23 protein-coding genes are annotated in these 21,260 nt (G+C 60.0%); 13 read left to right on the top strand and 10 right to left on the bottom strand.

Going from position 1 to position 21,260, the window contains the following annotated elements; translation table 11 throughout:
• Positions 1 to 80 precede the first annotated feature (80 nt).
• The 3 genes from PSH86_RS17070 to PSH86_RS17080 all read left to right on the top strand — a co-directional run bounded on the left by PSH86_RS17070 (position 81) and on the right by PSH86_RS17080 (position 2,102).
• Complete coding sequence (locus tag PSH86_RS17070; RefSeq protein WP_109752986.1) at positions 81 to 851, top strand: class I SAM-dependent methyltransferase; 771 nt, start codon at positions 81 to 83, stop codon at positions 849 to 851.
• A 90-nt stretch (positions 852 to 941) separates the two neighbouring features.
• Positions 942 to 1,667: a CPBP family intramembrane glutamic endopeptidase gene (locus tag PSH86_RS17075; protein ID WP_305483781.1), complete on the top strand. Its 726-nt coding sequence runs from the start codon at positions 942 to 944 to the stop codon at positions 1,665 to 1,667.
• Between the two features lie 57 nt (positions 1,668 to 1,724).
• Positions 1,725 to 2,102, top strand: coding sequence for a hypothetical protein (locus PSH86_RS17080; RefSeq protein WP_116832565.1), 378 nt, complete (start codon positions 1,725 to 1,727; stop codon positions 2,100 to 2,102).
• 176 nt (positions 2,103 to 2,278) lie between these two features.
• Here the strand turns inward: PSH86_RS17080 and PSH86_RS17085 are convergent, their stop codons facing one another.
• The 4 genes from PSH86_RS17085 to PSH86_RS17100 form a co-directional block, all read right to left on the bottom strand.
• On the bottom strand, positions 2,279 to 2,974 hold the full coding sequence (locus PSH86_RS17085) for a tRNA (adenine(22)-N(1))-methyltransferase TrmK (RefSeq protein WP_305483782.1): 696 nt from the start codon (positions 2,972 to 2,974) through the stop codon (positions 2,279 to 2,281).
• Positions 2,975 to 2,989: 15 nt separating this feature from the next.
• Positions 2,990 to 3,916 (bottom strand): Gfo/Idh/MocA family protein, encoded by a 927-nt coding sequence (locus tag PSH86_RS17090; RefSeq protein ID WP_305483783.1) that lies wholly within the window; start codon positions 3,914 to 3,916, stop codon positions 2,990 to 2,992.
• A gap of 131 nt (positions 3,917 to 4,047) precedes the next feature.
• Complete coding sequence (locus PSH86_RS17095; RefSeq protein ID WP_109752991.1) at positions 4,048 to 4,842, bottom strand: DeoR/GlpR family DNA-binding transcription regulator; 795 nt, start codon at positions 4,840 to 4,842, stop codon at positions 4,048 to 4,050.
• A 108-nt stretch (positions 4,843 to 4,950) separates the two neighbouring features.
• Positions 4,951 to 5,958, bottom strand: a complete 1,008-nt coding sequence (locus PSH86_RS17100; protein ID WP_370873817.1) for an aldo/keto reductase — start codon at positions 5,956 to 5,958, stop codon at positions 4,951 to 4,953.
• Between the two features lie 92 nt (positions 5,959 to 6,050).
• Between PSH86_RS17100 and PSH86_RS17105 the strand changes: the two genes are divergently transcribed.
• Positions 6,051 to 6,953: a LysR family transcriptional regulator gene (locus PSH86_RS17105; protein ID WP_305483785.1), complete on the top strand. Its 903-nt coding sequence runs from the start codon at positions 6,051 to 6,053 to the stop codon at positions 6,951 to 6,953.
• 105 nt (positions 6,954 to 7,058) lie between these two features.
• On the opposite strand, the gene PSH86_RS17110 is transcribed toward PSH86_RS17105, so the two are convergent.
• Entirely contained in the window at positions 7,059 to 7,400 is a 342-nt protein-coding gene (locus PSH86_RS17110) for a hypothetical protein (protein WP_305490370.1), read from the bottom strand.
• 150 nt (positions 7,401 to 7,550) lie between these two features.
• Between PSH86_RS17110 and PSH86_RS17115 the strand changes: the two genes are divergently transcribed.
• Positions 7,551 to 7,787 (top strand): hypothetical protein, encoded by a 237-nt coding sequence (locus tag PSH86_RS17115; protein WP_163858401.1) that lies wholly within the window; start codon positions 7,551 to 7,553, stop codon positions 7,785 to 7,787.
• On the opposite strand, the gene PSH86_RS17120 is transcribed toward PSH86_RS17115, so the two are convergent.
• Positions 7,784 to 8,662 carry a hypothetical protein gene (locus tag PSH86_RS17120; protein WP_305483786.1) on the bottom strand — a complete coding sequence of 293 codons (879 nt, stop codon included), beginning with the start codon at positions 8,660 to 8,662 and terminating at the stop codon, positions 7,784 to 7,786. The two genes, PSH86_RS17115 and PSH86_RS17120, sit on opposite strands and share 4 nt — an antisense overlap.
• A gap of 112 nt (positions 8,663 to 8,774) precedes the next feature.
• Here PSH86_RS17120 and PSH86_RS17125 point away from each other — a divergent pair, with 112 nt between their 5' ends.
• Entirely contained in the window at positions 8,775 to 9,260 is a 486-nt protein-coding gene (locus PSH86_RS17125; RefSeq protein ID WP_109752995.1) for a thiol-disulfide oxidoreductase DCC family protein, read from the top strand.
• Here PSH86_RS17125 and PSH86_RS17130 read toward each other — a convergent pair.
• From PSH86_RS17130 to PSH86_RS17140, 3 genes are all read right to left on the bottom strand, one after another.
• Positions 9,257 to 9,751 carry a DUF2269 domain-containing protein gene (locus PSH86_RS17130; RefSeq protein ID WP_109752996.1) on the bottom strand — a complete coding sequence of 165 codons (495 nt, stop codon included), beginning with the start codon at positions 9,749 to 9,751 and terminating at the stop codon, positions 9,257 to 9,259. The genes PSH86_RS17125 and PSH86_RS17130 overlap by 4 nt on opposite strands.
• A 3-nt stretch (positions 9,752 to 9,754) precedes the next feature.
• Positions 9,755 to 10,882: a saccharopine dehydrogenase family protein gene (locus PSH86_RS17135; RefSeq protein ID WP_109752997.1), complete on the bottom strand. Its 1,128-nt coding sequence runs from the start codon at positions 10,880 to 10,882 to the stop codon at positions 9,755 to 9,757.
• A 243-nt stretch (positions 10,883 to 11,125) separates the two neighbouring features.
• Positions 11,126 to 12,313 (bottom strand): XylR family transcriptional regulator, encoded by a 1,188-nt coding sequence (locus PSH86_RS17140; protein ID WP_305483787.1) that lies wholly within the window; start codon positions 12,311 to 12,313, stop codon positions 11,126 to 11,128.
• A 154-nt stretch (positions 12,314 to 12,467) separates the two neighbouring features.
• Here PSH86_RS17140 and xylA point away from each other — a divergent pair, with 154 nt between their 5' ends.
• The 4 genes from xylA (at position 12,468) to PSH86_RS17160 (ending at position 17,812) form a co-directional block, all read left to right on the top strand.
• Positions 12,468 to 13,784, top strand: coding sequence for a xylose isomerase (gene xylA / locus PSH86_RS17145; protein WP_249015110.1), 1,317 nt, complete (start codon positions 12,468 to 12,470; stop codon positions 13,782 to 13,784).
• 148 nt (positions 13,785 to 13,932) lie between these two features.
• Entirely contained in the window at positions 13,933 to 14,934 is a 1,002-nt protein-coding gene (gene xylF / locus PSH86_RS17150; RefSeq protein WP_116832573.1) for a D-xylose ABC transporter substrate-binding protein, read from the top strand.
• 184 nt (positions 14,935 to 15,118) lie between these two features.
• Positions 15,119 to 16,675 carry a D-xylose ABC transporter ATP-binding protein gene (xylG, locus tag PSH86_RS17155; RefSeq protein WP_109753001.1) on the top strand — a complete coding sequence of 519 codons (1,557 nt, stop codon included), beginning with the start codon at positions 15,119 to 15,121 and terminating at the stop codon, positions 16,673 to 16,675.
• Positions 16,676 to 17,812: a sugar ABC transporter permease gene (locus PSH86_RS17160; RefSeq protein WP_109753002.1), complete on the top strand. Its 1,137-nt coding sequence runs from the start codon at positions 16,676 to 16,678 to the stop codon at positions 17,810 to 17,812.
• Between the two features lie 10 nt (positions 17,813 to 17,822).
• Here PSH86_RS17160 and PSH86_RS17165 read toward each other — a convergent pair whose 3' ends face one another.
• Complete coding sequence (locus tag PSH86_RS17165; RefSeq protein ID WP_163858391.1) at positions 17,823 to 18,431, bottom strand: LysE family translocator; 609 nt, start codon at positions 18,429 to 18,431, stop codon at positions 17,823 to 17,825.
• 106 nt (positions 18,432 to 18,537) lie between these two features.
• Here PSH86_RS17165 and gcvA point away from each other — a divergent pair, with 106 nt between their 5' ends.
• The 3 genes from gcvA to PSH86_RS17180 all read left to right on the top strand — a co-directional run bounded on the left by gcvA (position 18,538) and on the right by PSH86_RS17180 (position 21,176).
• Positions 18,538 to 19,458, top strand: coding sequence for a transcriptional regulator GcvA (gene gcvA / locus PSH86_RS17170; RefSeq protein WP_305483788.1), 921 nt, complete (start codon positions 18,538 to 18,540; stop codon positions 19,456 to 19,458).
• A 31-nt stretch (positions 19,459 to 19,489) separates the two neighbouring features.
• Positions 19,490 to 19,951 carry a GNAT family N-acetyltransferase gene (locus PSH86_RS17175; protein ID WP_163858387.1) on the top strand — a complete coding sequence of 154 codons (462 nt, stop codon included), beginning with the start codon at positions 19,490 to 19,492 and terminating at the stop codon, positions 19,949 to 19,951.
• A 706-nt stretch (positions 19,952 to 20,657) separates the two neighbouring features.
• Positions 20,658 to 21,176, top strand: a complete 519-nt coding sequence (locus tag PSH86_RS17180) for a cysteine hydrolase family protein (RefSeq protein ID WP_305483789.1) — start codon at positions 20,658 to 20,660, stop codon at positions 21,174 to 21,176.
• The last annotated feature ends 84 nt before the right edge of the window (positions 21,177 to 21,260 follow it).

A 21,260-nucleotide genomic window follows, 5' to 3' on the forward strand; every position in this document is an offset into this window, starting at 1 on the left:
ACAAAAAAGGATCAACTAGCTGACGACCTGAACACACCGCATAATCCATCTACCCCCATCCACCCGAAGGGTCGCTGAAGATGACAGTTATCCATAAGGCCGCTCAGATAGGATACTCAGCAGAAGCCGGCACCTATACCCAAGGTCGCCCAGACTACCCAAGCGAAATACAGGCATGGCTCAGCAGTACACTGCAAATCAGCCCAGGATCGACAGTCATTGAGCTAGGAGCCGGTACCGGTAAGTTCACTCGCCTGCTGGACTCAATGACGATCAATACCATCGCCATCGAACCGGTCGAGGCGATGCGAATCGAGTTTGCCAAACATTTACCGAACGCCAGGATTCTGGAAGGAACGGCCGAATCCATTCCCCTTGAGGCAGGGGCGGCGCAGGCGCTCGTATGCGCCCAGGCTTTCCACTGGTTCGCGAATGAAACCGCGCTCCAGGAGATTCACCGAGTACTCAAACCGGGCGGCCGACTCGGCCTGATCTGGAACGTGCGTGATGAGTCAGTGGACTGGGTGGCCGACATCACTAAAATCATCACCCCCTTCGAAGGCGATACCCCACGCTTTCATACTGGAAACTGGCGACGCCCCTTCAACGGACGTTACTTCTCGGAGCCCGAACTGACCTGTTTTAGTTACACCCACGCAGGCAGCCCCGAGACGGTCATCCTGGATCGCTTTCTGTCAGTGAGCTTCATCGCAGCGCTGCCTGACGCAGGGAAAAAACAGGTAGCGGATCAACTACTGGCCTTGATTCAAAACCATCCGGCGCTACGCGGGCGCAAGCACATTGAGTTCCCTTATCAGACCCACGCTTATTCATGTCGCCGCCTGGATTGAATCACGACGCCATCAACTCAGCGGGAACTCGTACCTGACGCCCTCAAAATACTGGCATCATGCTTTTTTCCTTGCACTCATGGAGTGACTGTGACGAATCTTTGTGCTGCCCCTGAGTTTGCTCCCGCTGCCACTTTATCGCCCTACCGCTTCTTTCCCCGGCTCGGGATGTTTGTGCTTGCGACCCTGATAGTCTTCCTGGCAGCAGTGCCCGAGGTCCTTTTCGTACCCGCAGACATGCAGGCCTACCTGACGTTCACCACCACCTCCGGTATAACCGCGCTCGTTCTCCTCGCCCTTTTCGCCTGGCAATACCGCTCCGATGCGCGTGCTCAATGGCGTGGTCACTGCATAGGCAAACCGCTCAAGTGGGGTGCGCTTGGCATCATTGGGTCCTACCTGCTTTTCGGGGTTGCCATCCTCGTGCTGGGGCTGCCGCGAGAAGTGTTCATGGCCGAGCTTCTGGACCGACTCAACAATTGGCAGGCCACGCTCAAGATCGCCTCGCTGATCGTACTGCCGCCCATCGCCGAAGAGCTGTTTTTCCGTCATTACATGTTGCGACTGTTTCCCTACGAGAACAGCCGTGCCTGGACATGGATCGCGATCATCGTCACCTCAGCCGTCTTCGCCGGCATGCACATCCAATACGGGAATTGGATAACTGTCGTGTTGATCTTCGCCTGTGGAAGCGTGTTCGCCGTCGCCAGAGTGGTCAGCGGTGGCCTGCTGGTGCCGGTGCTCCTGCATTCGCTGGCCGAAATTGTCGCGCTGACCACTGACAAGTCTTTCGCCCTGATGGGGCTTTACGGTTGAGTCAGCCAAAGGCGAGGCTATGATTCACGAACCTCAGCACTTCAAACAAGGGCAATAATGAACACTCACATAGCAGGCCTCGGACTGCTTGCCTTGACGCTCCCCTTCCTGTGCGAACCCGTCCAGGCCTCGACTTGGCAGATCTGTCACATGGAGCTGCGTATCGTCGAGGTGCTGAAACAACCCTATCCGCAGCTCCAGGCGCAGATTGTGAAAGTCACGCCGAAGTCCTCCTCGGTGGAGTGTCCAGTGCAAGGCTCGTCGCTCACCTTCACCCCGGAAACCCCGGACTACCAAGCCACGCTCCCCCGCCGACAATGGCCCGCGAAAGGACAGTCGGTACAGGTCGACTACCGCTACCTGGATGGCATCTGTAAAGGCGACGGCCACTCACATCCGTGTCGCATCAAGCACTACCCGGTAGTGGGTCGATAGACGGGCAGCCGAAGAACGCGATATTTCTCAGATCAGTGAAGTCACTGATGCCCCCATCGCGAGCAGGCTCGCTCCCACAGGGAATTGCGGGTGTTCACAGCATTCCGGCTCACCACAGAACCTCTTGTGGGAGCGAGCCTGCTCGCGATGACGTCGGCACATCCACCTCAATCAACTCAAGCCAACAGCTCGGTGATCCACCGGACCTGCCGCGCAACGTCCTGCAGCTTCTCTTCCGGCACGGCTTGCCGCGCCTTGGCGAAGCTGGTGAGGGTCTTTTGCTTCTGGCGTAGCAGGCGCTGCCACTTGGCCAGGAAGGTTGGGGTGCGGGCTTGCATCTGCAGCGGGCCGAAGTACAGCTGTTCGGCGGTGTACGTCACCGGCCCGGCGCGCTCGGCGACGATGATTTCGTAGTAGAAGCGGTTTTCCCGCAGCACCTCCTCGCAGAGGATGCGGTAGTCGTTTTCCATCAACCATTGGCGCAGTGGCTGCTCACCGCCGTTGGGTTGCAGGATCAGCCGCTCCTGCCCGCTCAACCGCGCTTTGCCGCTGTCCAGGATGTCGCGGATCGTCTCGCCGCCCATGCCACAGAGGCTGATCGCAGTGATCCCATCTTCCGGCTCGATCGCCGCCAGGCCATTGGCAAGGCGTACGCTGATCTGCCGCTCCAGGTCACTCTCGCCCACGGTGCGTTCGGCGGCGCGAAACGGTGTCAACGCCACCTCGCCGGCCACCGCCGCCGCGATGACGCCACGGCGCAGCAAGGCCACCGGCAAGTAGGCGTGATCCGAGCCAATGTCGGCCAGGCGCGCACCTGCCGGCATATGCGCCGCGACACGCTCCAGGCGCATGGACAATGTCTGTTCGTTCAACTGCAGTTCCTTGGGTTAATCGTAGAACGGCTCGACCGCCGTCCGACTGCCGACAAAGAAGCTGTCCGCGACCAACCGCAACGGCTGCAGGTCCATGTCACTGGTTTTATCGGCAATCAGTTGCTGGAAATGTCGATACACCGCAGCGTATTCACCTTCTTCGGATACGGCCTGGCGTACGCCGTCGATGCTCAACAGTGCACCACCGTTGTCCAGGCGCAGGACGCCTTCGGCGCAGCGAATCTCGATGCTCCAGAGTTCGTCATGACCATGGTCGAAATCGAATTCCGCACGGATATCGAGGTGGCGCGGGTCGGCCATCTTGATGCTGGCGGCAATCGGCGACTGGCAGTTATTCGGTACGCGCAACTCGGCGGATTCCACGAACAGCGGCAGCGCCAACAGATGGGTCACAATCGACAAGGCATTGATGCCTGGATCGAAGACGCCCAAGCCACCGGGTTGCCAGATCCACGCCTGGCCGGGGTGCCACTTGCGCACGTCTTCCTTCCAGTCGATCAGCACGCTGTGCAAGGTGCGACTCGCCAGCCAGTCACGGGCGGCCTCGATGCCCGGCGCGTAGCGCGAATGCCAGGCGAACAGGCCGCTGACGCCTTGCTCGCGGACCTGCTCCACCAACGCCATGGCTTCCCCCAGGGTGGCGCACGGCGGCTTTTCCACCAGGACATGCTTGCCCGCCGCCAGTGCCTGTTGCACCAGGGCGAAGCGACCTTGTGGCGGCGTGCAGAACGCAATCGCGTCGACCTGCGGAGCGTTCTCGAGCAACTCGCCCAGGGACCGGAAATTCTCCACTCCGGGGCAAGGCTGCCCTTGCGTGGCGACCGCTACCAGTTGGAACGCGGGGTTGGCGTGGATGGCTGGAACGTGTTGATCCTGGGCAATCTTGCCGTAGCCCACCAGACCGAGACGAATCGGTTGCATCGATGACTCCTGATTTTTGTACTTGTGATCGGGCAGCAAACTAGACGCAAATCGTCCGGTGGACAATGGGGATCGGGCAGTATCCATGCGATTGTCCTGCGCAATTTGGCCACAGCGGTGCGGCAAAGACGTCAGGTCCGTCGCTGTTCACGGGCCGCCGTCACGACGTTGGTCACCCGGCCGAAGAAGGGCTCCAGTCGTTCACGCGGCGCGTCGTGCTCCACCACCAGGGTGGCGACTTCTTCGCAGGAGGCCACCTGGTAATGGGCTACGCTGGACAGCTTCTCATTGGTCACCGCCGCGATCACTTGCCCACTTGCCGCGACCACCGCGCGCTTGAACTCCGCGTCATCCAGGCCGAACGCAGTGACGCCATTGTCCGGATCAATGGCGCAGGCGCCGAGGACACACACGTCGAAACTGAATTGGCGCAATTGCTGGACAGCCGTCAGCCCGATCACACCACCCGCGTTTGGACTCAAGCGGCCACCCAGCAGGATGACCTCGGCGCGGGGCAGCTTCATCAACTGAACCGCAATCAGCGGCGAATTGGTGGTGAGGGTCAACGGAAGTTGCGGATCGATGGCGCAGGCCACCGCCAGGTTGGTTGAGCCGACGTCAATGAAGACGTGCTGGCCCGCGCGCAGCAGCGCAGCGGCCGCTTGGCCGAGACTGCCCTTGCGCGCCGGGTCTTTGCGCACGCGTACGTCCAACGGTCCTTCGACAGCGGGCAAGAGTATTGCGCCGCCATAAACGCGCTTGCACACCCCCGCCGCCGCCAGTGCGCCCAGGTCACGCCGTATCGAGTGCTCGGATACATTGAATTCGCTGGCAAGGTCGGCCGCGATCACCCGGCCATACCGGGCAAGACGCTGGCTGATCAATTGCTGGCGTTCGCCGGGGAACGTTTCGTGAGGAGAAGTCATGACATCACAACCTGCATAAACGAGCACTAATGATCACAAACGAGCAAATAGTGCCGGTTATGCAGCGAGGCGTCAAACCCGCTCAACCAAGCGGTTGCACGATGAAGGTCAAGCTACCCCTGGGACATTCGTGCCCATACCCGAAGGCAGGAAAGGTTGAATCTCGTCAATTTCCTCGGCGCTGAGGCGCAGCTGTGAACCGGCAACCAACCCATCGACCTGCGCGGGGCGGCGGGCACCGACGATGGCACCGGTGACCACTGGTTTGCGCAACACCCAGGCAATGGCGACTGCCGCCGCACTCACCCCGTGCCGTTCACCAATACCGGCCAAGACCTCGACCAGCGCCAGGTTCGCGCTCAAGCGAGGCTCCTGGAAGTCCGCGCTTCGGGCCTTGCGCCAATCATCGTCGGGCAATTGGGCGATGCGCTCGCGCGTCATGCTGCCGGAAAGCAGCCCCGATTGAAGGGTGGAATAGGCCAGGACCCCCATTGCGGCCTGCTCGCAAAAGGGCAGGACGGCGTCCTCGATGTCCCGCATCAAGGCGGAATAAGGCGGTTGGAGTGACACGATCTCGGTCACCGCCCGCGCCCGCTCGAGTTGCGCAACGTCGAAATTGGAGACGCCGATAGCACGAATTTTCCCCTGTTCACGGGCGGTGGCCAACGCTGAAAGCGCGCTCTCGATCCCTTCACTGCTGCCGTCGGCAGGAAAGGCCGGCCAGTGGATCTGATAAAGATCGATGGTTTCGACTTGAAGCCGACGCAAGCTCGCATCGACCTCGGCGAGCAGCGACTGGGGCGCCAGCGAGTGCGAGATCGCCTTGGTGACCGGGTCCCAGACCAGGCTGCCCTTGGTGAATACCAACGGACGCCGCGAAGCCGGCACCCGACGCAACAGTTGCCCGACCAATTGCTCGGCATGGCCCAAGCCATAAACCGCCGCCGTGTCGATCCAGTTCACACCGCGCTCGACGGCATATTCAAGGGCGCCCAGGCTGTCCTCGTCGTCCTGCGCCCCCCAGCTGTATTCCCAACCGGTACCAGCAATCGCCCAGGTTCCCAGGCCAATGGGCGAAATCCGTAAATCCGATGATCCAAGGCGATTCTTTTGCATAGCGAGTTCTCCACAGATGATGTGGGCAGTATCGGCGAGCGATCTCACGACGATAAGATGGGCAATCCCGCTTGAACTAATGAACAGCATTCATGAATAAGCACCCTGATCTTTCCGAACTGGACGCCTTTGCGGCCGTCGCTCGCCATCGCAGTTTTCGCAAGGCCGCCGACGAGCGTGGCGTTTCGGCCTCAGCGTTGAGTCATGCGCTGCGGGCACTGGAAGCACGCCTGGGTGTCAGGCTGCTCAACCGCACCACGCGTAGCGTGACTCCGACCGAGGCCGGTCACCAACTGCTGGCAACGCTGGGCCCTACCCTGCAACAGGTTGCCGATGCACTGGCGCAGCTGACCTCGATGCAGGAAGTGCCCGCCGGCAAGCTTCGCCTCAACGTGGCGCGTCCGGCGGCGCGGGCGGTATTTGCGAAGGTGCTCGCGCCATTCGTGGCCAGGTATCCCCGTATTCAACTGGACCTGGTCACCGATGATGGCTTGACCGACATCGTGGACGAGGGGTTTGACGCGGGCGTGCGCTTTGGCGAAAGCCTGGCCGGCGACATGATCGCGGTCCCTGTCGGCCCTCCTCAATCGTTCGTGACCGTCGCTTCAGAGGCTTACCTGGGCACACAGGGCATCGTCCAGGCTCCACGGGACTTGCTCGACCATGCCTGTATCGCCCGGCGTTTTCCCAGCGGCAAACTCTATGCCTGGGAGTATCAGGCGGATGGGCAACCGATCCGCTTGTCCGTCACCGGTCCGCTCATTCTTGAAGACGATGGGCTGATGATCCAGGCAGCAAAAGATGGCGCCGGGATTGCCTACGTCTACGAGGAACTGGTGCGCGATGACATCCGCAATGGGCAGCTCACGGAACTGCTTGCGCAGTGGAAAGCCCCACCAAGCCGTTTTTTTCTTTATTACCCCAGCCGCCGCCATGTGCCACCGGCCCTCAAAGCGCTCATCGAATTCATTCGGGCGGATGATTGGCGAACCTGAAACCAGCAGACAAAAAAAGCCCCGCGACCGAATGCGGTGCGGGGCAAGGGAATTGGTTGGTTGCGGCCAACCAAAGGAGCACGGTAAAAAACGTTTACGGGCCGGTCAGATGCATTCCTGTGCAGCGCGTTCAAAACTCGAGGGCAGGAGGTTGGAGGCCAGCAAATGCCGCTCGTAGATGAATACCTTGCCGCCGCTGCCGGCCTTGTAGGCTTCCAGCACGTTGTCCGCCGCGACTTTGCTCGGCACCACGATGCGATAGCTGCGCTGGGTTTGCGAGACCATCGGGTTCAAGGCACTGCCCTGCAATTTCGGTACGACGCATTCAGCGTATTGGGCCGGCGTCTTGCTGGTCTGCAAGGTCAGGGTCGGGTCGTTTGGCACCGAGGCACAACCGGCCAGCAACAACGGGGAAAACGCCAGGGGAAGCAAAAATAAACGGCGCATGGTCGGGTCCTGAAAATAAAAATAGTGAGCTGCGTGTTCGATGGCGCTGATTTTCCAATGATTGCCGGCAAAGCAGAACTTGCATTTGGTAATGGTCACTATTACTCCTAGCAATAGTTGCAAGCCGAGAACAATTGATGAGGTATGGCCATGAGAACATTTGATCTGATTCGCGACGCGGTATTGCCCGACTTCCGTGAGCGGGTGGCTGAGTACCTGATCCAGTACGAAAGCGTGTTGTTGAGCAGCACCAAACCCGACCCGGAGCTCAAGCGGGACACGGCCAATCAACTGCGCGGTTATTTGCGCGGGTTGAACACCACTCGGGTATTGGGCATGGCGGATTGGGAGGAACTGGATCGGCGGGTGGTGGATACGTGGCTTTAGCGCCCGGCTGGATGCGCCCTGCTCACCAAACGTTGCACCCACGCCGCATCCTGGTCATTGACCACCCCATAGCGGTTCGGCGGTAGAAAATTCCAGTGATGGGCGGCCTCTTCCAAGCGCTTGAGCTCATCGGCAGACATCCAGTACGGCGTATCCACCAATGGCATCGGCGCACCGTCGAAACGCCGGCCCAGCTGCAGGTTCGTGCCGGGGGCGAAAGCAATCGCCAGTTGCTGCTGGGGTTGCAGCAGCTTGTCCGGTGCCGGCATTTGCCCTACCCGCCCGTAGCTGAAGTCGCCCGGATACTGCTCCTTGAGCACCAGCCAGTGTCCCGCCGCCGTCTTGGCCAGGATCCACTGCGACACACCGCTGTCTTGCACGCATTTCAACTTGTCGTTGGACCACTGCATGAGGGTGTTGCAGTCCGGATCATAGTCGTTGGACCACAGGCTGATGCCGCAGACCAGGGTATGGTGTTCGAGCTCGACCACCCCTTGATCAGGCATCGATTGCCAATAACGCTTGGTCGGGTCGCGCTTATCGCGCAGGAAGTTGTGCAGGATCCACGCAGCCATGAACAGCAAGGTGGCAAGCACGAGCCAACCAAGGGAGGCCCCGGCGATCCGGTCGAGGTCGACGCCTGAGGCGGATAATCCTTGATAGACCAGCAGCCCCAGCAAAAACACGATGCCCGGCAATACCGGACCCAGGCACAACGGCGGCACCAGCACCTCGATCCAGCTGAAGCGATGCATGGTCGCACGCTCACGCGCCCAGGCCTGTTCCTGGGCAAGCATCGGCGCCTGCTCCCGGGGGCCGATGCCAGGATCGGGGGTCTGGAAGCGCATGTACAGGGTGTAAGTGTCATCGCTCATGGATCGGATCATGCCCTTGAAATCATCATGGTCGAGCAACCCTTCGGGGCGCCCTTTGACGCTGGAACACGCGTATTATCCGGGTAACCAGGCGCCATGTAGACACACATTCATGCCCATCTCCCAAACTCGCCCCTCACCCGCGCCCTTGCTCGAGCCAGGCGAGACAGTGGTCCTGTTCGACGGCGTTTGTAAACTGTGCAATGGCTGGGCAAAGTTCCTGATCCGCCATGACCACGCCCGACGCGTGCGGTTGGCCTCCGTACAATCACCCGAAGGGCAAGCGCTGCTGGCTTGGGCGGGCCTGCCCTTGCAGCAGTTCGACACCATGGCTGTGGTTCGAGATCGGCATTACTGGGTGCGTTCGGAGGCGATTTTTGAAATCGTTGCCCTACTGCCCTGGGCCTGGCGCTCGGTGAAACTGCTGCGTTACGTCCCCCGCAGGCTTCGGGATTGGGCCTATGATCGCATTGCCCTGAATCGATATCGGCTGTTTGGCAAGTACGACGTTTGCCTTTTGCCGAGCCCGGATCATGAAGGCCGTTTCTTGAAGGCTCCCACGCTTGGGATCAATCCGGTGGAACGGATCGGTACTTAGCCCGTCAGAAGCTCGATCCACTGACGTGGCGTCATCTTCGTCACCATGATCAGCACGATGACAAACATCCCCAAAAAGCCAAAGACGCCCATCCAGAACCACTTTTGATACACGGATGAGTATCGATCATCGAGCGCGCGCCCGTCTCCAACTGCGCTCGAAGCCATCACGTATAAGCGCTTCTGGAGCACCAGCACAGGAAGCCACAGCGCCCCTACGCAAAGGAAAATGATCAGCGATGTCATTATCCATTCCGTGGTCGGGGGAAGTCCGGCCAGCTTCAGCAGCAGGTAGCCCGTCGCTATCTGGATAAAGCCCGCAGGCGTGGTAATCCAAGTGTCGAACTGGACGACCGTCCTGGCCACGTGGGCAATGACCTGAGGGTTGGCGGTGCGGCTGGCAGCGATCAGGTAGAGATAGGACCCCATGCCGAAGCCGAAAAGGAAAATGGCAGCAATGATGTGGAGGTACTTCAGGCAAAGATAGAGCATCTGTCAGCCCTGCTCGTCAGAGAAGTGTACGGACAGGCTCAAGTTTTCGGGGTCGTTGATAGCAGCCATGTATTCGTCCACGGTGATTTCACCCACGCAGGCCCGAGCACCGGGTTCGGGCAGATACCCTTGGCTGATTTTTGCCGCCAAGGCAACGGCTGCGCAGCTGGGAATCTCTGGCCCCTTGTCATTCATGGCGGTGAGCTGCACGTTCATCGACAGCGGTTCGTCATCGACACCGATGCCCTGGACGTCGATGTACATTGCGCTTTTGCCATCGCCAAATCGTTCGAACCAGAGCCCCCACCGATGAAGCCTGGTGGCCCAAGGGGCATGGTCACGCACCACCCCCATCCTCATTGCCTGGGCCAGCAGATAGTTGGCAATGCCGCCGAGTTTCAGGCCTGAGCCGGCCTTGAAGCTCAGGGTCCGGGCACCATAGCGGCTGGCGAAGATATCCATGTCCGGCACGTCGACATTGGCCAGTACCCGGGTCCCCATATAGCGCATTCTGCGAAGCGTCAGATCCTGCCACCCCAGGACCTCATGTACCCGGCCATCCCGCAGTTGCTTGATCGGCCTGCCTGCGTAGGCGAGAACGCCTTCGACGGTGGATAACCCCGGCATCTTGGCCGAAGAGGAAATACCATGCTCAATCGAGTCGATACGCTTAAAGCGATGCCGCTGCTGATCGATGAGGGCGGCCGAGAGCGTCGGCACTGAGCTGCAACCACTAAGGACCGCGACGCCTGCCTGTTTTGCCCGGGCGTCGAGTGCGCTAATGCCGGTGACGAAGGCTCTGGAATCGGACAGGTCACAGTAGTTCACACCCGCGTCGATACAGCTCTCGGCAACGGCATAGGCTTGCCCTTGAAATGGGCCACCGGTATGGATGACCAATTGGATGTTCATCAAGCCCAGGACAGATTTGAAGCCCGCTCCCATGGCGTCGCCGCACCAACTTTCACACACAGTGCCCGATTGAGCCTTCAACTCATCGACTTTGCGCTGCAGTTTTTGGGTGTCGCGTCCTGAAATCACCAACTTTACGCCTGGCATCACCACCAGGTGCCTGGAAACGATACTGCCAAAGTTTCCATACCCGCCGACCACCATCACCCTGAGCGTCATTCAATCCTTCCCTAAATATTCGATGAAGCCAGCAACCTTGCCACAAGGAAGACTCGATGGTGTACCCCTTGTGGCAGTGGCTCACCGTGCCTTTGTGGCGAGGGGATTTATCCCCGTTGGGCTGCGCAGCAGCTCCAATGTTATCCACTCAATCAACCTGACACACCAGGCTGCCAGGTTTCAGGGCCGTTTCGCGCCCCAGCGGGGATAATCCCCTCGCCACAAGAGCGGTTCGGCCGTGGGTCAGTGAGTGGCCGTATTGGCTCCCTGCTGATATTCCCGAGGCGTGCAGCCAAACTCACGGCGAAACACCGTATGCAGGTACTGCGCCGATTTGAAGCCACAATTCTGGGCAATGTCGGCAATCGGCGAGTTGGTGTTTTCCAGTCCGTTGGCGGCAGCGGCCAGTTTGAAGCGCAGGATTTCGTCGTGGACGCTACAGCCGCGCTCCTTGCGAAAGTGCGATTCCAGCGATGAGCGCGACACGCCCACATAGGCCGCCACCTGGGCAGTCTTGATGCCCTGGCAGGCGTATTGGCGGATGAAGAGCATTGCCTGCATCACATAAGGATTGCCCAACGGCTGGTGCAGGCTCGAAACCTGCACATTGATCGCATCCGGCGGTATCAGAATCTGTGTGCCCGTGGACGGCATGCCGTGCAGCATTTGATGGAGCAGGCGCGCGGCGGTGCGGCCCATGGTTTCGGTGCCTTGGATCACCGAACTCAGCGGCACCCGCGTCAAGCTGCGGGTCAGCGGGTCGTTGTCGATGCCAATCAACGCCACTTGCTCGGGCACGGCGATCCCGGCGGTCAGGCAGGCTTGCAGCAGCTGCCGGGCGCGCGCGTCGCTGACGGCGATGATGCCGATGGGTTTGGGCAGGCTTTGCAGCCAGGCGATCTGCTGTTCGACGGCGCTGTCCCAGAGCGGTGCGCTGGTGCCCATGCCGCGATAGACCTCGGCGTGCAGACCATCACGCTGCATCAGCCGGTAAAAGGCCTTTTCCCGTTCCTGGGCCCAGCGATTGGCTTGTGCTTCAGGCAGGCTGAAACAGGCAAAACGGGTCAACCCGGCCTCGACCAGGTGCTCGTAGGCCAACTTCATCAACACTTCGTTGTCGGTGGCGACATAGGGAATGCCCTTCGGATAAGCGCGTTCATCCTGATACGAACCACCCACCGCCACCACCGGCAGCTTGATCCCGGCCAGTGCCTCGCCAATCAGCGGGTCGTCGAAGTCGGCAATGATCCCGTCACCTTGCCAGCGCTCGATGCCTTTCAAGCGGCAGAGAAAATCTTCTTCGAGGAACAAGTCCCAGGACGCGCGCGTGCTGCTCAGGTAGTTGCCGATGCCACTGATGATGCCGCGGTCGTAGATCTTGCTGCCGTTGAACAGGAGCGCAATGCGGTGAACGGGCGGGACGGTTTTCATTGGTTTAACCCTGGGCCGATGAGCACAGACTAGGCGTGCAGCCAGCGAATCTCAATACTCAAAATCGAACGGCCCGTTGGTGATTTTCATAATCAGCAGCCATAGGGCCGGCGTTAGTATCGGGACACCGCCAAGAATAAAAAGGAAATTGCACATGCCGTACTTCCCCGGTGTCGACAAGATTCGCTACGAAGGCTCCGCCAGCGATTCGCCACTTGCCTTCCGCCACTACGACGCCAACAAACTGGTGCTCGGTAAACCCATGCGCGAGCACCTGCGCATGGCGGTCTGCTACTGGCATACCTTCGTCTGGCCGGGCTCGGATGTGTTCGGTGCCGGCACCTTCAAACGCCCATGGCAGCGCACCGGGGATCCAATGGAGCTGGCTATCGGCAAAGCCGAAGCGGCCTTCGAGTTCTTCTCCAAACTGGGCATCGACTACTACTGCTTCCACGACACCGATGTCGCCCCGGAAGGTAGTTCGCTGAAGGACTACCGTAACAACTTCGCCCAAATGATCGACCACCTGGAGCGCCATCAGGAAGAGACCGGGATCAAGCTGTTGTGGGGCACCGCCAACTGTTTCAGCAACCCACGCTTTGCCGCCGGCGCCGCCAGTAACCCAGACCCGGAAGTGTTCGCCTGCGCCGCCGCCCAGGTGTTCAGCGCCATGAACGCCACCCAGCGCCTCAAAGGCTCCAACTACGTGTTGTGGGGCGGTCGTGAAGGCTACGAAACCCTGCTCAATACCGACTTGAAACGCGAGCGCGAACAGTTGGGCCGCTTCATGCGCATGGTGGTCGAGCACAAACACAAGATCGGCTTCAAGGGCGACCTGCTGATCGAGCCCAAGCCCCAGGAGCCGACCAAGCACCAGTACGACTACGACAGCGCCACGGTGTTCGGTTTCCTGCAACAGTTCGGCCTGGAAAACGAGATCAAGGTCAACATCGAAGCCAACCATGCCACCCTGGCCGGGCACAGCTTCCATCACGAGATCGCCACCGCCGTCTCGCTGGGAATTTTCGGCAGCATCGACGCCAACCGTGGCGATCCGCAGAACGGCTGGGACACTGACCAGTTCCCCAACAGCGTCGAGGAAATGACCCTGGCCACCTACGAAATCCTCAAGGCCGGGGGGTTCAGCAATGGTGGTTTCAACTTCGACTCCAAGGTCCGGCGCCAGAGCGTGGACGAACTCGACCTGTTCCACGGCCACGTCGCCGCCATGGACGTTCTTGCCCTGGCTCTGGAACGCGCGGCGGCCATGGTGCAGAACGACCGGTTGCAACAGTTCAAGGATCAGCGCTACGCCGGTTGGCAGCAACCGTTTGGCAAGGCGGTACTGGCCGGTGATTTCAGTCTTGAATCACTGGCCGAGCATGCCTTCACCCACGAGCTGAATCCCCAGGCCGTCAGCGGTCGCCAGGAGATGCTCGAAAACGTGGTCAATCGGTTTATCTACCCCTGACAACGGGCGATGTTCGGGGCACAGGGGCTGTTACATTCTCGCGACAAATCTGTGCCCACGGCGCCCTGCAACGCTCTACAGTTCTACCCCGGTATCACGCTCATCGTCAGGCAGTGTCTTTCAAACAACAATAAAAGGACGCACCACCATGAAAACCTTCAAACGCACGTTACTCGCCGGCGCCCTCGCCCTCCTGTCTCTCCCGGTCATGGCCGATGCGGCCCACCCGAAGATCGGTTTCTCCATCGATGACCTGCGCCTGGAACGCTGGTCGCGGGACCGTGACTACTTCGTCGCGGCGGCGGAAAAACTCGACGCCAAGGTCTTCGTCCAGTCGGCCGATGCCAACGAGCAGAAACAGATCTCGCAGATCGAAAACCTGATCTCCCGTGGCGTCGATGTGATCGTCATCGTGCCGTTCAACGCCACCGTGCTGACCAACGCCGTCGCCGAAGCCAAGAAGGCCGGGATCAAGGTGGTGTCCTATGACCGCCTGATCCTCAACGCCGACATCGACGCCTACATCTCCTTCGATAACGAAAAAGTCGGCGAGATGCAGGCCAGCGGCGTGTTGAAAGCGGCGCCCAAGGGTAACTACTTCCTGCTCGGCGGCGCCCCTACGGACAACAATGCCAAGGTCCTGCGCGAAGGCCAGATGAAAGTGCTGCAACCGGCCATCGACAAGGGTGACATCAAGGTTGTCGGCCAACAGTGGGTCAAGGAATGGAACCCCACCGAAGCCTTGAGCATCGTGGAAAACGCCCTGACCCGGAACAACAACAAAATCGATGGCATCGTCGCCTCCAACGACGCCACCGCTGGCGGCGCGATCCAGGCCCTGGCCGCGCAGAAAATGGCCGGCAAGGTACCGATCTCCGGCCAGGATGCCGACCTCGCCGCAGTCAAGCGCGTGATCGATGGCACCCAGACCATGACTGTCTACAAGCCGCTGAAACTGATTGCCTCCGAAGCCGCCAAGCTCTCGGTGCAACTGGCGCGTAACGAGAAACCCAGCTTCAGTTCGCAATACGACAACGGTAGCAAAAAGGTCGATACCATCCTGCTCACCCCGACACCGTTGACCAAGGACAACATCGACCTGCTGGAAAAGGATGGGTTCTACACCAAGGCGCAGATCGCCGGGCAGTGACCAAAGCCCGGATCTTTGGTTAAGCAAAGATCCTGTGGGAGCGAGCCTGCTCGCGATGACGGCAGCACATCCACTATTGATGCCAGCTGACCCATCGCCATCGCGAGCAGGCTCGCTCCCACATGCCCTGTGACTTGACTGGCATCGGGGTGATGCCTGAGCCCTCTTTATTCGAGCCCTCGCCATGTCCGACTACCTGTTGCAAATGAACGGCATCGTCAAAACCTTTGGCGGTGTCAAAGCCCTGAATGGCATCGACATCAAGGTCCGACCGGGTGAGTGCGTCGGCCTGTGCGGCGAGAACGGCGCCGGCAAATCGACGCTGATGAAAGTCCTCTCGGCGGTCTATCCGTATGGCACCTGGGACGGTGAAATCCTCTGGGACGGCCAGCCGCTCAAGGCACAATCCATCAGCGAAACCGAGGCCGCCGGGATCGTCATCATTCACCAGGAACTGACCCTGGTCCCCGACCTGTCGGTGGCCGAAAACATCTTCATGGGCCACGAGCTGACGCTGCCCGGCGGGCGCATGAACTACCCGGCGATGATCCACCGCGCCGAAGCCTTGATGCGTGAACTCAAGGTGCCGGACATGAACGTCTCGCTACCGGTTTCGCAGTACGGCGGTGGTTACCAGCAATTGGTGGAAATCGCCAAGGCACTGAACAAGCAGGCACGGCTGCTGATCCTTGATGAGCCCTCCTCGGCCCTGACCCGTTCGGAAATCGAGGTGCTGCTGGACATCATCCGCGACCTCAAGGCCAAGGGCGTTGCCTGCGTCTACATCTCCCACAAGCTCGATGAAGTGGCCGCCGTGTGCGACACCATTTCGGTGATCCGCGACGGCAAACACATCGCCACCACCGCGATGACCGAGATGGACATTCCGAAGATCATCACCCAGATGGTCGGACGAGAAATGAGCAACCTCTACCCCACCGAACCCCATGAGGTCGGCGAGGTGATTTTCGAAGCACGCCACTTCACCTGCTACGACGTCGACAACCCCAAGCGCAAACGAGTCGACGACATTTCGTTCGTGCTCAAGCGCGGGGAAATCCTCGGCATCGCCGGGCTGGTCGGCGCCGGTCGCACGGAACTGGTCTCGGCACTGTTCGGCGCCTACCCCGGGCGCTACGAAGGCGAAGTCTGGCTGGGCGGCCAACAAATCGACACGCGCACGCCCCTCAAGTCGATCCGCGCCGGCCTGTGCATGGTCCCCGAAGACCGCAAGCGCCAAGGCATCATCCCGGACTTGGGCGTCGGCCAGAACATCACTTTGGCGGTGCTGGACAACTACTCGAAACTGACCCGCATCGACGCCGAAGCCGAACTGGGCAGCATCGACAAGGAAATCTCGCGCATGCACCTCAAGACCGCGAGCCCGTTCCTGCCGATCACCAGCCTCTCCGGCGGCAACCAGCAAAAAGCCGTGTTGGCGAAAATGCTCCTGACCAAACCCCGCGTGCTGATTCTCGACGAGCCGACCCGCGGCGTGGACGTCGGCGCCAAGTATGAGATCTACAAGTTGATGGGCGCGCTGGCGGCCGAAGGCGTGTCGATCATCATGGTCTCCTCGGAACTGGCCGAAGTACTGGGGGTATCCGACCGCGTGCTGGTGATCGGCGAAGGCCAGTTGCGCGGCGACTTCATCAACCACGAACTCACTCAGGAACAGGTGCTCGCCGCCGCACTCAGCCAGCCCGATGGCCATAACAATAATGATCGGAAGTCCGCGTAGATGAATCAGGTCAAACAACTTTTCAGCCGCTACAAAATGCTCGCCCTGGTGATCGCCGTGGCGGTGATCTGGCTGTTCTTCAGCTGGCAGACCGACGGCGGGTTCGTGACCCCGCGCAACCTCTCCAACCTGCTGCGGCAGATGTCCATCACCGGGATCCTCGCCTGCGGCATGGTGCTGGTGATCATCAGTGGCGAGATCGATTTGTCGGTGGGCTCGTTGCTTGGCTTGCTCGGTGGTCTGGCGGCGATTCTCGACGTGGTCTATCACATTCCGCTGCTGGCGAACCTGAGCCTGGTGGCCCTGTGCGGCTTGGTCATCGGCTTGGGCAACGGCTACATGACCGCCTACCTACGTATCCCGTCGTTCATCGTCGGCCTGGGCGGCATGCTTGCCTTTCGCGGCATCCTGCTAGGGGTGACCGGCGGCACCACCATTGCCCCGGTGTCACCGGATCTGGTGTACGTCGGCCAGGGTTACTTGCCGCACACGGTCGGGACCGGGCTCGGCATCCTGCTGTTCGCCCTGACCCTGTTCCTGACCTGGAAACAGCGACGCAACCGTGCCCTGCATGGCCTGGCGGCGCACTCATTGGTGCGTGACGTATTGCGCGTGGTGCTGATCGGCGCGGTGCTGGCCGGGTTCGTCTATACCCTCAACAGCTACGATGGCATCCCGGTACCGGTGCTGCTTCTGCTGATCCTGCTGGGCGTGTTCAGCTATGTCACCAGCCAGACCGTGTTTGGCCGACGGGTCTATTCGGTAGGCAGCAACATGGAAGCCACACGCCTGTCCGGCATCAACGTACAGGCCGTGAAGCTGTGGATCTTCGGCATCATGGGCGTGATGTGCGCCCTCGCTGGCGTGGTCAACACCGCGCGCCTGGCCGCCGGTTCGCCCTCGGCGGGCAACATGGGCGAACTCGACGCCATCGCCGCCTGTTTCATCGGCGGTACTTCCATGCGCGGCGGCTCCGGCACTGTCTACGGCGCCCTGCTCGGCGCGCTGGTCATCACCAGCCTGGACAACGGCATGTCCATGCTCGATGTCGACAGTTATTGGCAGATGATCGTCAAGGGCAGCATTCTGGTGCTGGCGGTGTGGGTGGATGTGAGTACGCGCACGGGGCGGCGTTGATCTGAATGCATCACTTGCTCGCAGACGCCATCAACACACCAAAGCACAGGAAGGTGATGCCCGACAGTTTGCCGACCACCCTGGCGCCCTTGTTCGTGGAGAGCCAGCCTCTTGCGGCTTGGGCCGTCAGGGCATAGCCGCAATGCACCAATACGACGAGCAAACTGTAAGACGACACCAGCAAGAAAAATTGGCTGTAGTAATCACCCACCGGCTTGATGAACTGGGGAAAGACAGCCAGGAAGAAAAAACCCGCCTTGGGGTTCAACAACTGGATTGACAACGCTTCGACAAATCGCCGCCATGGACGCGGCGACGTGGCTTTGAGTTCGGGGATAAAACGCTGGGTACGCCACATCTTTATGCCCAGGTACAACAAGTACAGCGCCCCGATGTACTTGAGCACCGTAAAGGCCGTCGCCGAGGCCGCCAGGATCAACCCCAGGCTACTGGCGCAAATACCCGCCACGACAAACGCACCCGACGCGATACCGAAGATGCCCGGCAGCGCTCCGCGCCAGCCATGGCGCAAGGCATTGGAAATCGTCAGCACCACGCCGGGCCCCGGGCTTAACACCGTCAGGGTCGCCAGGATCAGAAAAAGTCCGTAACCGGCCATGCATCACTCCACCATTGAAGGCTATCGTTGCGGCCTTCAGGGTGGCGTGGCACCGGGGCGCTGACAAACGCTTTAATTGCGCTTCATATGTGACTAAATTAGACACATGATTGCCAACCTTCCCCCGTTGAATGCCGTCCGAGCCTTCGCCGCTGCCGCTCGCCACCAGAGTTTCAGTCGCGCCGCCGAAGAGCTGCACGTCAGCCACAGCGCCGTCAGCCGTCACGTAAAGTTGCTCGAAGAGCGCTTGGGCGTGCCGCTGTTCGAACGTCGAACCCGCCAGTCTGTGCTCACGCCCGCCGGGCGGGCTTTTTACGAACAAGTCAGCGAGGCACTGACCCAGATCGCCAACGCTGCCACCGCACTGAAACGCAGTGCGGCCCAGCGCAAAGTGACCATCAACGTGCGCCCCTCCTTCGCGGTGCGTTGGCTGATCCCGCGACTGCCCGACTTCATGGCGCTCCATCCAGACATCAAGCCCGACGTCGTCACCAGCACCCGGCCTCCCGATCCGTTACGGGAAACGTTCGACGTGGTCATCCGTCGCGGGCACGCCGGCTGGTCGCCCCATGTACAGCCCACGGTGTTGCTGGAAGACGACCTGCTGCTGGTCGCCGCACCGTCGTTGCTGCAAAGCGTGCCATTGGAAAACGTCCACGACCTGCCCCGGCACACCTTGTTGTCGGGCAGGACGCGCAGCAGCGATTGGCAAGACTGGGCGGAACACGCAGGGATCGAGCCATTGAACAACCTGCCGACCCTGCAATTCGATCACATGCACCTCGTGCTGCAGGCCGCCGTCGATGGGCTGGGCGTAGCGTTGTGTCCGGTTTCGCTGCTGGGCAGGGATTTGTCCAACGGGCGCCTGACCTGTCCACTGCCGTCGTTGCGCCTGCCGCTAGCCCGCTATTACTGCGGGGTGTCCAGGGATACGGTGGCTGAGACGCAGGTTTTTGTTGATTGGTTGTTTTCTCAGATCCAGCAAGATGCAGCCGCCGCGACATCTAGAATCGATGCCGGTTTTTGATGCTCGATTTGTTCAGTCAGATGGATCTCCAATGATTACACCAACGGATGAACTCGCGATACGTCAGATCTCAGCACTTCCCCCGGAAATTCTGCTGCTAGAAGCGCAGGCAATAACGGAAGGTTTCAGGTTTCTCACGCGCCTGATTGCTGATTGGAAAGACGGTTCCAATCGGTTCGATCAACCCGGGGAGGGTCTTTTTGGAGCTTTCAGCAATGGGCAGCTGGTTGCCATTGGTGGCCTGTCAAATGATCCCTATGCCGGGGCGGATATCGGCAGGCTGCGTAGGGTATACGTCTGGCGTGCAGCAAGGGGTCAACATGTGGGGAAAGCGTTAGTGCAGCGGCTTCTTGGGTATGCAGCGCAAAGCTTCAGTGTGGTGCGTTTGTCCACGGATACACCGGAAGGCGCAGCCTTTTACCTTCGCTGCGGATTTCGGCCGGTAGAAGATGATTTTGCGACCCATGTCATATCATTTTCAGATGTTGGGTAATCAGGACGAAAACACGCAGGCTCATCGAGCCTTTCGCCATCGACATTCCCGACAGCGCCCTCGAGGAGCTTCGGCACCGCCTGCTGAACGCAAGGCTGCCTGAGTTGTTGGCGGAGGATATCAGGGCTTTTTTTCGCGGCTGTCGCTAGAAAAATCTGAAAATACTCGCCGCAAGCCTCCTGTGGGAGCCCTGTTCCTGTGGGAGCAAGGCTTGCCCGCGATGAAGACGACGCGGTCTTCCGGGGAACCGAGGTGTCTGCATCGCGAGCAAGCTTTGCTCCCACAGAAAGCCATGCACTCCAGTGGTAGCGGCAAAAATCGGTCCGAAAATCTCGTAGGAATTTACCTCTGTGGCGAGGGGATTTATCCCCGCTGGGCTGCGAAGCGGCCCCAAACCAGGCACCTTATTTCGCCAGGTATACCGCAGGCACCGGTTTTGCGGCTGCTGCGCAGCCCAGCGGGGATAAATCTCCTTGCCACAAGAGATTCGCGTCCCGGGGAACACGCTTGCCAAACCCGAAGGTGTGAAGCTACTGTCAGCACCATGAACCTTCCAAAGATTGCCTCGACCACCACAACCACGACCGCCAAGGCGGGTCGTGAGGTGTCGTGAGTTAGCAATACACGAATCCCAAAGGCCCGCCAGCGATGGTAAGGGCCTTTTCTTTTGCCCTTGCGTCGCTGGCCCAAACGCAAGGAAAGCACCATGCATGCTCTGTTGATTCTCGATATGCAAGTTGGGTTGTTCCATGGCTCCGATAAACCCTGGGCTGGAGAAGCGCTGCTCAACACGCTCAATGGCCTGTTGATCAAGGCTCGCGAAGCCGGTGCACCGATTTTCCTGGCGCGTCATGTCGGGCCACCCGGCTCGCCCATCGAACCGGCAAGTCCATTGACGCAATTGGTGCAAGAACTGCGGTTGGAAGGCGACGAGGTCATCTTCGAAAAAAGACGCCCTAATGCTTTTGCCATGACCGACCTGGGCAATCGCTTAACGGCCTGTGGTGCTGACGGCGTGGTCATCACCGGAATGAAGACCCAATACTGTGTCGACAGCACCTGCCGCGCGGCCCGGGACTTGGGCTTCGATGTGGTGTTGATCGCCGACGGGCATACGTGCATCGACACCCCTGAATTGGCGGCAGAAATGATCATCGCCCATCACAACGCAACACTGGCCGGCCCTTTCTGCCGAGTTGTTTACGCTCAAGAGTGGAGTTTCTAATCCATAGCAATCACCGACAACGTCCGTGCGCCTTTGCCCACTCACTCACCAGAAAACAACCAAAAATCCATTAAGAGATCGACT

Source organism: Pseudomonas sp. FP2300, from assembly GCF_030687595.1.
In the GTDB taxonomy this organism is placed as follows: domain Bacteria; phylum Pseudomonadota; class Gammaproteobacteria; order Pseudomonadales; family Pseudomonadaceae; genus Aquipseudomonas; species Aquipseudomonas bijieensis.